Source organism: Microbacterium aurantiacum, assembly GCF_040532595.1.
Taxonomy (GTDB): Bacteria; Actinomycetota; Actinomycetes; order Actinomycetales; family Microbacteriaceae; genus Microbacterium; species Microbacterium chocolatum_B.
On sequence record NZ_JBEVYX010000001.1, the window covers coordinates 88,151 to 101,259 of the forward strand.

Annotated in this window: 9 protein-coding genes; 1 reads left to right on the forward strand and 8 read right to left on the reverse strand. The window is 71.3% G+C overall.

Going from position 1 to position 13,109, the window contains the following annotated elements; translation table 11 throughout:
• Window positions 1-12: 12 nt before the first annotated feature.
• The 6 genes from eno to ABXJ56_RS00490 all read right to left on the reverse strand — a co-directional run bounded on the left by eno (window position 13) and on the right by ABXJ56_RS00490 (window position 6,084).
• A complete protein-coding gene (gene eno / locus ABXJ56_RS00465) occupies window positions 13-1,293 on the reverse strand; it encodes a phosphopyruvate hydratase (protein WP_353997790.1) in 1,281 nt (426 codons plus the stop codon).
• A 105-nt stretch (window positions 1,294-1,398) separates the two neighbouring features.
• Entirely contained in the window at window positions 1,399-2,070 is a 672-nt protein-coding gene (locus ABXJ56_RS00470) for an O-methyltransferase (RefSeq protein WP_353997791.1), read from the reverse strand.
• Window positions 2,071-2,074: 4 nt separating this feature from the next.
• A complete protein-coding gene (locus ABXJ56_RS00475) occupies window positions 2,075-2,836 on the reverse strand; it encodes an SGNH/GDSL hydrolase family protein (protein ID WP_353997792.1) in 762 nt (253 codons plus the stop codon).
• A gap of 121 nt (window positions 2,837-2,957) precedes the next feature.
• Window positions 2,958-4,214 carry a histidine--tRNA ligase gene (gene hisS, locus ABXJ56_RS00480; RefSeq protein WP_353999932.1) on the reverse strand — a complete coding sequence of 419 codons (1,257 nt, stop codon included), beginning with the start codon at window positions 4,212-4,214 and terminating at the stop codon, window positions 2,958-2,960.
• Window positions 4,215-4,276: 62 nt separating this feature from the next.
• The gene (locus tag ABXJ56_RS00485; protein ID WP_353999933.1) at window positions 4,277-4,891 is read right to left on the reverse strand and encodes a MazG family protein; all 615 of its coding nucleotides are present in this window, start codon (window positions 4,889-4,891) and stop codon (window positions 4,277-4,279) included.
• 38 nt (window positions 4,892-4,929) lie between these two features.
• Entirely contained in the window at window positions 4,930-6,084 is a 1,155-nt protein-coding gene (locus ABXJ56_RS00490) for a Na+/H+ antiporter NhaA (protein WP_353997793.1), read from the reverse strand.
• Between the two features lie 78 nt (window positions 6,085-6,162).
• Between ABXJ56_RS00490 and ABXJ56_RS00495 the strand changes: the two genes are divergently transcribed.
• Window positions 6,163-8,835 carry a phosphoenolpyruvate carboxylase gene (locus ABXJ56_RS00495; protein WP_353997794.1) on the forward strand — a complete coding sequence of 891 codons (2,673 nt, stop codon included), beginning with the start codon at window positions 6,163-6,165 and terminating at the stop codon, window positions 8,833-8,835.
• Between the two features lie 13 nt (window positions 8,836-8,848).
• Here ABXJ56_RS00495 and ABXJ56_RS00500 read toward each other — a convergent pair whose 3' ends face one another.
• Window positions 8,849-9,448, reverse strand: a complete 600-nt coding sequence (locus ABXJ56_RS00500) for a gamma carbonic anhydrase family protein (RefSeq protein WP_353997795.1) — start codon at window positions 9,446-9,448, stop codon at window positions 8,849-8,851.
• Window positions 9,449-9,478: 30 nt separating this feature from the next.
• Complete coding sequence (gene mfd, locus ABXJ56_RS00505) at window positions 9,479-13,078, reverse strand: transcription-repair coupling factor (RefSeq protein ID WP_353997796.1); 3,600 nt, start codon at window positions 13,076-13,078, stop codon at window positions 9,479-9,481.
• Window positions 13,079-13,109: the final 31 nt, after the last annotated feature.

Sequence of the window (13,109 nt, forward strand, 5' to 3'; positions counted from 1 at the left end):
TGTCGGCGCGCGTCAGCCCGTGAACCGGGGGAACGCTCCGCGACCGGCGAAGACCGCCGCGTCGCCGAGCTCCTCTTCGATGCGCAGAAGCTGATTGTATTTCGCGACCCGCTCGCTGCGCGCAGGCGCACCGGTCTTGATCTGTCCGCAGTTCACCGCCACGGCGAGGTCCGCGATCGTGGTGTCCTCGGTCTCGCCGGAACGGTGCGACAGCATGGAGCGGTAGCCGTTCTGGGTGGCCAGGAAGATGGCGTCCAGGGTCTCGGACAGCGTGCCGATCTGGTTGACCTTCACCAGCAGCGCATTCGCGACGCCCAGGTCGATGCCGCGCTGCAGGCGCTCGGGGTTGGTCACGAACAGATCGTCGCCCACCAGCTGGACCTTGGAGCCGATGGCCTCGGTGAGAGACTTCCAGGCATCCCAGTCGTCCTCGGCGAGGGCGTCCTCGATTGTGACGATCGGATAGTTCGCGACGAGATCGGCAAAGTAGTCGGTGAGCGTGTCGGCCGACCAGGCCTTGCCCTCGACGGTGTAGACGCCGTCCGAGAAGAACTCGGTGGCGGCGACGTCGAGGCCGACGGCGATGTCGCGACCGGGGGTGAAGCCGGCCTTCTCGATCGCCTTCATCAGGAAGTCCAGGCCTTCGCGGTTGCTGGGCAGGTCGGGGGCGAAGCCGCCCTCGTCCCCGAGCGCGGTGTTGAAGCCGGCAGCCTTCAGTTCGCCCTTGAGCACGTGGTAGATCTCGGTGCCCCAGCGCAGCGACTCGGAGTAGGTCTCAGCGCCGATGGGAGCGAGGAAGTACTCCTGGAAGTCGATGCCGTTGTCCGCGTGCTCGCCGCCGTTGATGACGTTGAACAGCGGAACGGGGAGCACGTGCGCATTCGGTCCGCCGAGGTAGCGGAACAGCGGCAGGTCGGCGGCATCCGCCGCGGCCTTGGCGACGGCGAGCGACACGCCGAGGATGGCGTTCGCCCCGCAGCGGGACTTGTTGTCGGTGCCGTCGGTCTCGATGAGGATCTCGTCGACGACGCGCTGCTCGCTGGCCTCGACGCCCTCGATGGCGGGACCGAGCTCGTCGATGACGGCGGCGACGGCCTTGAGGACGCCCTTGCCCGAGTAGCGGCTCTTGTCTCCGTCTCGGAGTTCGTACGCCTCGAAGGCGCCCGTGGATGCGCCCGAGGGCACCGCGGCGCGCTGGACGACACCGTCATCGAGGAGCACCTCCACTTCGACGGTCGGGTTTCCGCGCGAGTCGAGGATCTCGCGTGCGCCTACAGCCTCGATCAATGCCACTGGGTGACTCCTTGTGTCGTGGAGGGGTGATGTCGTGGGGTGGGTGGTAGCCGGAACGTCATCGGTCCGATTCCACTCTAGAGGCGCGGAGCCCCCGTCGCAGGGTCAGACCACCAGGGCGACGGCGATGCCGTCGTATCCCTTGCCGTCGAGCGTCTGCAGCGCGGTGGCGTCGAAACGGGGATCGCGCGCGAGGACCTCCAGCCCCTGCCGTGTGCCCACGACGTCCGATCGCGACACCGTGGGATCCGCGATCGCTCCTCCGCGCCCGATGTTGTCGACGATCACCACGGTGCCCGGCCTGCCCAGACGCGCGGCCCAGTCGAGGTAGGCGGCGTTGGACTCCTTGTCGGCGTCGATGAAGACGAGATCGAACGGGTCCTCTCCGGACAGTGTCGGCAGCACATCGAGCGCTCGCCCCTCGCGGATCTCCACCCGCGCGCCGACACCGGCCCGCTCGAGGTTCGCCCGGGCCAGTCGCGCGTTGGCGGGCTCTGCTTCGAGAGAGATCACGAGGCCATCGGGCGGGACCGCCCGGGCCAGCCAGATCGTCGAGTAGCCGCCGAGGGTGCCGATCTCGAGGATGCGTCGCGCTCCGGCGATCCGGGCCATCAGGTGCAGGAACTTCCCGTTGACCGGGGCGACCTCGATGGCCGGCAGGCCCGCCGCCCGCTGCGCGGCGACGGCGGCCTCCAAGGCCGGATCCACCCCCACGAGCAGTGCCGACAGGTAGGCGTCGACGCGGAGCCAGGTCGAGGAGTCGAGATCGGAGCCCATCGCCTCAGCCAACCGGCACCGGTCGCCTCTCGTCAACCCGTGCGTCGCGGAGGGCCTCGATCACCGCCGGGACCATCGCCTCCGCGGTACGCCGGTACCCTGCCGCCGACGGGTGGAACCGGTCCATCGCGAACATCTCCTCGGGGTGGGCGAGGAAGACGGGTCCGACCGTCGCGCGCAACGACACCGGCACGCCCCCGGCGCGTGCCGCTTCCCGTGTCTGCGCGCGCGCGAGGCGCCGCGACATCCGGCCCGCGAGGGTGCGGAGCGGCTGAGGCACCGGACGCAGCGCCGCGAGATCGGGACACGTGCCCACGATCACCGGGACGCCGTCGCCCCGCAGACGACGGACCGCCTCGGCGAGGTGCGCGGCGGACTGCGCGACCGGCCTTCGGTGGGTGACGTCGTTGCCGCCGACGACGATCACCGCGACATCCGGTCGGATCTCCCGCGGCAGGCGCGCGAGCTGATCAACGAGCGCCGAGGACTCCGATCCGACCCGGGCGAGGGTGTGCAGCCGGACCGGTCGGTCCATCGCGCGCGAGATGCCTTTCGCGAGTCGACCGCCGAGGGTCTCCTTGGGCCGGGATGCACCGAGCCCCGCGGCGATGGAATCGCCGAGGAGGACCAGGTGCAGGGGCGCGCCGCCGCGCCGCGATCCCCATTCGCGGTCCGCGTCGATCGAGTCCTCCCCCAGCGGCTTCCCGATGCGCCGGCGCGCGACGGCTGCCTGACGGGCCAGCAGCGCGCGCAGGACGACACCCACGATGACCGCTCCCCCGGATACCCGAAAGAGCGTACCGGCGCCCCTCATGTCCGAAGTGGACCTCACGCGGGCATCGCGCGGGTGAACGGGAGACGACCGGACGTCTTCGGGCCGGCCGAGCTCAGCTCAACGGCCGCTGCTCGAGCGCCTCGAGGTCCCCGTCCGTCGAGAGGGTGACGAAGGAGCGGTAGCCGTCGCCCGCTGCGCGTTCCAGGAGGGCCTTGAGGTTCTTCGGGCGCTGTTCCACCCGCACGCGCGCCCCCTCCTCGAGCAGTCTCGTCTTGGCGGCCAGCAGGCGGGCGAGGGGGACGTCCCTGTCGTGGATCAGCACGACCGCGGGCGCATCATCCTCGGTCAGTCCCTCGAGCAGGTCCACGATCCGCTCGAACCCGATCGAGAACCCCACGGCCGGGACGTCCTGCCCGAGGAAGCGACCGATCATCCCGTCGTACCGACCTCCGCCGCCGAGGGAGTAGGGCACGGCGGGGTGCGCCAGCTCGAAGATCGTGCCGGTGTAGTAGCCCATCCCGCGGACGAGGAACGGGTCGAAGACCAGGGGCGCGGTCGCGGTCCCCCGGGCGGCCGCGACCGCATCGCCGATGCCGGCGAGGTGCGCGATGACCTCCCCGTCGATGCCGTCGGGGAGCGCCGCGCGGATGGCCCCCGGCCCGAACGAGGGATCCTCGTCCACCGCCGGGCGGGCGAGGAAGGCGGCGAAGGCCGCCACCGCGTCGCTGCCCGCCCCGCGCTCGCGCAGCTCCCGCTCGACGCCGTCGGCCCCGATCTTGTCGAGTTTGTCGATCGTGATGAGGACGCCGGGACGTTCCGCCTCGGTGAAGCCGAATCCCGCGAGCATGGCGTCGAGGATCCGTCGGTCGTTGATGCGGATCGTCGCCCCCGCGAGCCCGAGCGCGTCGAGGGTGTCCAGGGTCGCCACCGCGAGTTCCGCCTCGGCCCGCGCCGAAGGGTCACCGATGATGTCGATGTCGCATTGGACGAACTGGCGGTAGCGCCCCTTCTGCGGACGCTCGGCCCGCCAGACGGGGGCGATCTGCACGGCCCGGAACACGGTCGGCAGCGCGCCGCGATGCGTGGCGTAGAAACGAGCCAGCGGCACGGTCAGGTCGTAGCGGAGCCCCAGATCGGTGAGGGACGCCGGGTCCTCGGCCGCGGCGCGCACCGCGTCGGCGTCGAGACCGCGGCGCAGGACGTTGTAGGCGAGCTTCTCGTTGTCGCCGCCGATCCCCGCGTGCAGGCGCGCGTACTCCTCCATGACGGGGGTCTCGATCTCGTCGAACCCGTGCGCGCGGTACCGATCGCGGATCGTGGCGAGCACGCGCTCGCGCCGGGCCTTGTCAGCGGGGAGGAAGTCGCGCATGCCGCGCGGGGCGTTCACGGAGGGCACCGGACCATCTTTCCAGGTGCGGGCCGGTCCGCGCGTCAGATCGCGCCCGGTCGCCCTTCGCGTGAGCGGATGTCGTCCGTGAGCGATCGCAGCCGGGTGCGCAGCGCCCGCTCCGCGTCCCACCCCTCGGCACGGGCGACGGCGACCAGGGCGAGCAGGGCCTCCCCCAGTTCCTCCTCGGTCGCGGGAGGCTCCGCGGTCCGCGCGGGCACCGCAGTGCCGGGCACCGCCTCCGCCTTGCCGAGGAGCTTCTGCGCGAGCGCGAGGGACGGCATCCGCTCGCTGACCCCGTCCAGGACGCTCGTGCGTGCGCGCTTCTCCGCCGCCTTGGCGGCGTTCCAGTGCACGAGGACCTCCTCGGGCGTCGTCGCGACCGCGTCGGCGAAGACGTGCGGATGCCGCCGGATCATCTTCTCCGACAGTCCGCGCGCGACGTCGTCGATGTCGAACGCCTCGCCCTGCTCGCCCGCGGCGATCTCGGCGTGGAAGAGCACCTGCCACAGCAGGTCGCCGAGCTCCTCGCGCATGTCCGCGACATCGCCCGCCTCGATCGCGTCGATGAACTCCGCGCTCTCCTCGATGAGGTACGGGACGAGGTCGCGGTGGGTGATCCGGCGACTCCACGCGCACCGCTCCCGCACGAGGCGCATCGTCTCCACCGCGTCGCGCACGGCATCCGTCGGCTCTGTCACGCGGGCACCTCGATGGATCGGCGGCGGTGGTGCCGGGCGCGGAGGGAGACCAGGACCCCCGCGAGGCACAGGGAGATCAGGGACCCGCCGAGGACCCCGAGCGTCGCCTCGTCGCGGAGAAGCGGCTCGTCCGCGAAGGCCAGCTCCGACAGCAGCAGCGACACCGTGAAGCCGATCCCGCCGAGAGCCCCGGCTGCCAGCAGATCGGCGAACGACAGGTGCGGCGCGACGCCGCGGTTCCCGACACGCAGCGACAGCCAGCCGGCGACGCTGATCCCGAGGAGTTTGCCCACCGGGAGCGCCAGGAGAATCCCCCAGAACGCGGGCGACAGCTGCGTCGGCGACACCTGCGGGATCACCACGAGCGCCGCCGAGAAGGCAAACAGCGGCAGGATGATCCCGTTCACCCACGGTTCGAGCGCATGCCGTGCGCGCAGCGCCGGCTGCTGGGCCATCGCAAGGCCGAGGGCGACACCGGCCAGAGTCGCGTGCACACCGGAGAGGTAGGTCAGCACCCAGGTCACGATGCCGAGAGCCACGAGCACTCCGATGAGGAACGGGCGCGCCGGGGAGTCCAGCCGCCGACTGAGCACGCCGAAGACGACCACCGCGAGCGCCCCGAGGGCGAGGAGCCCCAGGTTGAGGTCCGTGGTGAAGAGCACGGCGATGAAGACGATGCCCACGATGTCGTCGAGGATCGCCAGCGCGAGGAGGAAGATGCGGATGCCGGAGGGGAGTCCGCGTCCGAACACCGCGAGCACGCCCAGGGCGAAGGCGATGTCGGTCGCCGTCGGGATCGGCCAGCCGCCGGACGCGTCCGAGGATCCGGCGACGAACAGGAACACCGCGATCGGGGTCACGACCCCGCCCGCCGCGGCGATCGCCGGCTGCAGCGCCTTGCGCGCGGAGTTCAGCTCCCCGGCCGTGAGCTCGAACTGCAGCTCGACGGCGACGACGAAGAAGAAGACCGCCAGGAGTCCGTCCTGCACCCAGTGGCCGAGCGACATCTCGAAGACGCCGGGGATGCCGAGGGTGGTGTGCTTCGCGGCATCGACCGCGGTTCCGATCGGCGAATTCGCCACGATCAGACCGAGAAGGGCTGCGGACAGCAGCATGACGGCGGGGAAACGCGCCGAACGCAGGAGCGACATCGAGTGCGAGTGTAGCCCCGTCGTCACACAGCGCCCGTCGTGACGAACGCGTAACGCGGCGGCGCTAGCGTGGAACCCATGCGTGAACTGACCAATACCGAGGCGATCGATCTCGTGGGGCGCTTCGAAGCCGGTCAGGAGACACCCGAACGCATGCGCGCCGACGTGCGGATGCTGGGGTCGCTCCTGGGCAAGGTGCTGCGCGAGAGCGGCTCCCCCGGACTGTTCGAAGACGTCGAGCGTCTGCGGGCGGCGACCATCCAGGCCTATACCGACGAGACCCCGGAGGCGTTCGCCCGCGCCGCGGCGATCGCGGATTCGTTCAGTGTCGCGCGTGCGGACGAGGTGGCGCGGGCGTTCACCTGCTACTTCCACCTGGTCAACCTCGCCGAGGAGCACCAGCGGGTGCGCGTCCTGCGCGAGCGCGACGGCCGCCCCGAACGCGAGAACGCGTCCGACTCGGTCGCGGCCGCCTTCGTCCGCCTGTCCGCGGAGGTCGGGGATGAGACGGCGCTGGAGCGGCTCCAGGCCCTGCGCTTCCACCCCGTGTTCACCGCGCACCCGACCGAGGCCCGCCGCCGCGCGGTGTCCTCCAGCATCCGGCGCCTGGCGACCCTGCTGGACGAGCACGAGACCTCGCGGCGCAACGGCGCGGACGAGCGCCGCGCCGAGCGTCGCATGCTCGAAGAGGTCGACACGCTGTGGCGCACCGCGCCGCTCCGTCCGGAGAAGCCGTCGCCGACGGACGAGGTGCGCGCCGTGATGGCGGTCTTCGACGAGACGCTCTACACCGCCGTGCCGCACGTCTATCGGCGCGTCGACGACGCGCTGCAGGGCCCCGGCGCGGGGAACCGTGCGCCCGTCGTGAAGCCCTTCGTCCGCATCGGGTCCTGGGTGGGCGGGGATCGCGACGGCAACCCGTTTGTGACGGCGTCGGTCACGCGTAAGGCCGCGAAGATCGCCAGCGAGCACGTCCTGATCGGCCTCGAGCGCACCGCCGAGCGGATCGGGCGGGGCCTCACCCTGGACGCCGCCTCCACGCCCCCGAGCGACGCCCTGCTCGCGCTCGGACGGCGGCTCGCCGCGGCGGATGAGGAAGCCGCGAGCGAGATCGCTCAGCGCTCGCCGAATGAGCCCTACCGCCGCATCCTGCTCCTGATCGCGCGCAAGCTCGCCGCCACGCGGGCTCGCGACGCCGATCTCGCCTACCGCGATCCGGAGCACCTCGTCGCCGATCTCCGAGTTGTGCAGGACTCGCTGGTGGAGGCGGGCGCAGCCCGACAGGCCTACGGCCACCTCCAGCAGCTCCTGTGGCAGGTCGAGACCTACGGCTTCCACCTGGCCGAGCTGGAGGTGCGCCAGCACTCCGCCGTGCACGCGCGCGTGCTCGCCGAGCTCGAGGCCGGGGGCGAGCGCAGCGAGATCACCGACGAGGTGCTCGACGTCTTCCGGTCGGTGGCCTTCCTGCAGGAGCGCTACGGGCCCCGCGCGGCCGGACGGTACATCGTGTCCTTCACCCAGTCCGCCGAGGACCTGGCGAACGTCTACCGCCTCGCGCGGCATGCCGTGGGACCGGAGGGGACGCCCCCCGTTCTCGATGTCATCCCCCTGTTCGAGACGTTCGCCGACCTCCAGGCGGCTCCGGGGATCCTCGCCGAGATCGTCGAGCATCCGGAGTTCGCTTCGCGTCTGGACGCGACGGGCCGGCGCCTGGAGGTCATGCTCGGCTACTCGGACTCCTCGAAGGACGTCGGCCCCGTCGCCGCCAACCTCGCGCTCTACCAGGCGCAGGCCGCGATCTCGGCGTGGGCCCGCGAGAGCCGCATCGAACTGACGCTCTTCCACGGCCGCGGCGGTGCTCTGGGCCGGGGCGGCGGACCCGCCAACTCCGCGATCCTCGCGCAGCCCCCGCACTCCGTGGACGGGCGTTTCAAGCTCACGGAGCAGGGCGAGGTCATCTTCGCCCGGTACGGCGACCCGGCCATCGCGATGCGCCACATCGATCAGGTCGCCGCGGCGATCCTGACCGCCTCCGCACCGTCGAACGAGGAGCGCAATCGTGCCGCGGCGGAGAAGTACGCCGACGTCGCCGCGACCATGGACGTCGCCTCGCGCGACCGGTTCTTCTCCCTCGTCAAGGCTCCGGGCTTCGCCCCGTGGTTCGCGCGGGTGACGCCCATGGAGGAGATCGGTCTCCTCGCGCTCGGCTCGCGCCCGGCCCGACGCGGCCTGTCGGTCGAGTCGCTCGCAGACCTCCGGGCGATCCCGTGGGTCTTCGCGTGGACGCAGGCGCGGATCAACCTGGCCGGCTGGTTCGGCCTGGGCTCGGCCCTCGACGCGGTGGGAGACGAGACGATCCTGCAGCGCGCCTACGCCGAGTGGCCGCTGTTCCGCACCATGGTCGACAACGTCGCGATGAGCCTGGCCAAGACCGACGACCGCATCGCGCGGCAGTACCTGGACCTCGGAGACCGCGACGACCTCGCGGACCTCGTGCGCGCGGAGATGGCGCTCACGCGGGACTGGGTGATCCGTGTGACCGGCGGGACGGAGCTGCTCGCGGGCAAGCCCGTCCTCCAGCGCGCCGTCAAGATGCGCAGCCCCTACGTCGACGCCCTGTCGCTGCTGCAGCTGCGCGCCCTGCGCGCACTCCGCGCCGCCGACGAGGGGGCCCCGGTGGATCCGGAGCAGCAGCGCCTGCTGCTGCTGTCGGTCTCGGGAGTCGCGGCGGGTCTGCAGAACACCGGCTGACCGGTCGCACGGTTCAGTCGACCGGGCGATCCTCGGCGTGGCGGGCGAGGCTCCGCCCGTACCGCTCGGTCAGCTGGACCATGAGATCCGGTGTCTGCCGGTCCAGGCCGAAGACGTAGCCGGGGAAGTCGAGCTCCCGCTGGGCCGCCTCGATCTCCTCGTGGCGTTCGGCGGGGAGGATCCGCAGCGGCTCGCCCACGGCGACCCAGCCGATCGGAACGACCGTGTCGGGCGGAAGACTCGTCCGGAGGTGGACGACGCCGCCGATGCGCACCTCGCTGCGCGCGCCGACGCGGGCGCCGTTGAACACGCGCGTGCCGGTGGCGAGGAAGACCTCGTCCTCGATCGTCGCCCCGGAGACGCTCGCGAGCGGCCCGACGAGGACGTGGTCTCCGATGTGCACCGGGTTGGTCGCCGTCGAGCGGACGAGCGCGTTCTCCATCACGATGACATGGGAGCCGAGAGTGAGCGCTCCCCCCTCCGCCGTGATCACCGCGCCGTGCAGGATCTGGCAGTCCGGCCCGATCACGACGTCGCCGCTGATCACGGCCGACGGCGCCACGACCGCGTCGGGATGGATGCGGGGCTCGGCCCCGAGGTGTGCGAACTGCATCGTCCCTCCTCGTTCCCCGCCAGCGTACGCCTACCCCGCGGCCGGCTCCGCCTCGGGCCACAGCTGATCCAGGAGCTGGGCGACCCAGGCCACGAGCGCCGCATCGGTGAGGATCGCGCCGTCGGCCGTCGGAAGGGGGACGACCAGCGCGTCGCCGCCGGCGAGCAGCTTGGCCTTGGGGTACAGACGCTGCAAGCGCACCCGCATCGAATCCGGGAGGTTCGCCGGGGCGATGCGCAGGTTCGGGCCCATGGCCACGACATCGGCGAGCTGGGCGCGTGCGGCGCGCCGACGCAGGTGTGCGATCGCGAAGAGACCCTCGACCTCCTCCGGCGGGGTGCCGTAGCGGTCGGCGAGCTCCTCGCGCACCAGGGCGATCGCGCCCTCTTTCGCGGTGGCGGATGCCGCGGCGGAGAGCTTCTGGTACGCCTCGAGCCGCAGACGCTCGCTGTCGATGTATGAGTCGGGGATCCGCGCCTCCACCGGCAGCTCCAGGCGGAGCTCCGTCGGCCCCTCGGTCTCCTCGCCGCGGAAGGTCGCCACCGCCTCGCCGATCATGCGCAGGTAGAGGTCGAAGCCGACGCCGGCGATGTGGCCGGCCTGCTCGGCGCCGAGGAGGTTGCCCGCACCGCGGATCTCCAGGTCCTTCAGCGCGACCTGCATTCCGGACCCGAGGTCGTTGTTGACCGCGATCGTCTCCAGCCGGTCGGCAGCCGTCTCGGACAGCGGCTTCTGATCGTCGTACAGGAAGTACGCGTACGCGCGTTCACGCGCCCGCCCGACGCGGCCGCGCAGCTGGTGGAGCTGACTGAGCCCGTACTTGTCGGCGCGGTCGATGATGATCGTGTTCGCGTTGGCGATGTCCAGACCCGTCTCGATGATGGTGGTCGAGACCAGGACGTCGGCCTTGCGCTCCCAGAAGTCGTCCACCACCTGCTCGAGCTGGTGTTCGCCCATCTGCCCGTGTGCGACCGCGATCCGCGCCTCGGGCACGAGCTCGGCGAGATCGGCGGCGACCCGCTGGATCGACTGCACACGATTGTGCACGTAGAAGACCTGGCCCTCACGGAGGAGTTCGCGGCGGATCGCCGCGGCGATCTGCTTGTCGTTGCGCGCGCCGACATAGGACAGGATCGGATGCCGGTCCTCCGGCGGCGTCGCGAGCGTCGACATCTCGCGGATGCCGGTCACGGCCATCTCGAGCGTCCTCGGGATGGGCGTCGCGCTCATGGCGAGGATGTCGACGTTCGTCTTCAGCTTCTTCAGGGCGTCCTTGTGCTCGACGCCGAACCGCTGCTCCTCGTCGATGATCATGAGCCCCAGGTCCTTGAAGACGACCCGCTCGGTGAGGATCCGATGCGTGCCGATGACCATGTCGATGGTTCCGTCGGCGAGGCCCGCGACGATCTCCTTCGCCTGCGTGTCGGTCTGGAAGCGCGAGAGCGCGCGGACCTTGACCGGGAAGCCGGCGAAGCGCTCCGTGAAGGTCTCGGTGTGCTGCTTCACCAGAAGCGTCGTCGGGACGAGCATCGCGACCTGTTTGCCGTCCTGGATGGCTTTGAACGCCGCCCGGACGGCGACCTCCGTCTTGCCGAAGCCCACGTCGCCGGAGAGCAGCCGGTCCATCGGGACGGGCTTCTCCATGTCGGCCTTGATCTCATCGATCGTCTGCAGCTGGTCGGGGGTCTCCGCGAACGGGAAGGCCTCCTCGAGCTCCCGCTGCCAGGGCGTGTCGGGTCCGAAGGCGTGCCCCCTGGCCGACATCCGCGCCGAGTAGAGCTTCACCAGCTCGACCGCGATGTCGCGGACGGCTCGGCGCGCCTTGCCCTTCGCTGCGGCCCAATCGCTGCCGCCCATCTTGGACAGCGTCGGCGCTTCACCGCCGACGTAGCGCGACAGGAGGTCCAGCTGGTCGGTCGGGACGAAGAGGCGATCCCCGGGATAGCCGCGTTTGGACGGCGCGTACTCGAGGACGAGGTATTCGCGCATGGTCTTCACTGCGTTGCGGCCGCCGGAGGAGACCTCCCGCTGCGTGAGCTCGATGAAGCGTCCGATGCCGTGGGTGGCGTGCACGACGATGTCCCCGGGCTTCAGCTGCAGCGGGTCGACGACGTTCTTCCGTCGTGACGCGAGCTTCTTCACCACCCGCTGGTCGCCGCCGATGGTCCGGCCGTAGAACTCCGACTCCGTGAGGACCGCGAGGCGCGCGTCGGCGATCTCGAAACCGCGCTCCAGCTCGGTCACGACCGCGTGGACGACGCCCGCCTCGGGAAGCCCGGTGAGTTCGGCCACCACCCGCGCCGCCGTGCCGCGGTCGGCGAGGACGTCGCGGGCGCGCTCGACGAGCCCCGCCCCGGACGCGGCCACGACGACCCGCCATCCGTCGGCGAGGAGTCCGGCGACGTGGTCCGTCGCTCCCTCGACGTGGCCGTGGAAGGAGGGCACGGGAGCGCCCGGCACGCGGATGGTCGCCGATCGCTCCAGCGCGACGTCGATGTCGATGAGGCCCTCGGCGAGGGCGTCCGCCGCTCCCGAGTCGAAGGTGCTGAGGGTCCACCACACGTCCCCGCGGTCCGCCGCGGCGGCGCGCAGAGCCGGGAGCGAGAGGAAGTCCCCCGCTCCGAGGTCGACCGGCGTCTGAGCGCCGGCCGTCGCCGCGCTCCACGCCGCGTCGAGGAACTCGCGGTTCGTCTCGCTCAGCGTGATCGCCCGTGTGATGGCGCGCTCCGGCTCGACGAGGACGATCGCCGCGCGCTCGGGCAGGTAGTCCGCCAGGCTCACCAGACGGTCCGCGACGGCGGGCAGGAGCGATTCCATACCCTCCACCGGGATGCCCTCGGACATCTTCTCCAGCATCGACCGCAGCCCCGGGAACGACTCGGTGAGGCCGGCCGCGCGCTCGCGCACCGCCTCGGTCAGCAGCAGCTCACGACTGGCGATGAGGGCGATCTCGTCGACCTCGCCGGGCAGTGAGCGCTGGTCGGCGACGGAGAACGCGCGGATCTGCTCGACCTCGTCGCCGAAGAACTCCACGCGGAAGGGGTGCGCCGCCGTCGGCGGGAAGACATCGAGGATACCGCCGCGGACCGCGAACTCACCCCGGCGGGACACCATGTCGACGCGGTGGTAGGCCAGGGTCACGAGCTCCCGGGCGACGTCCGCGAGATCGTGCGAACGGCTTCCGGCGGTCAGCACGATCGGTCGCGTGTCGGTGAGTCCGGCGGCCAGCGGCTGGACGGCCGCCCGGACGGACGCGGTGATCACCAGCGGCGTCGACCCGGACCAGTCTGCGATCCGGCCGAGCGCCTCCAGCCGGCGGCCGACGATCTCGGCGCTCGGGCTCAGCCGCTCGTGCGGGAGGGTCTCCCACGCGGGGAAGTGCAGGATCTCCGCTCCGGGCACGAGCGAGCGCAGCGCCGGACCGAACGATTCCGCACGGCGTCCGGTCGGTGCGACGACGAGGACGACGGGCGGATGTCCCGCTGCGCGTCGGCGCTCGAGGAGAGCCGCGACGAGCGGGGCGTCCAGCCCTTCGACGAGGGAGAAGTCGGCGTCGACGGATGCCGCCGCGACGGCGTCCCGGAACGATTCGGCCTGTTCGAGGGCGCGGAGGATCCCGGGAACTGTCACCGGAGAAGTCTACGGGGCCACGCCTAGGATG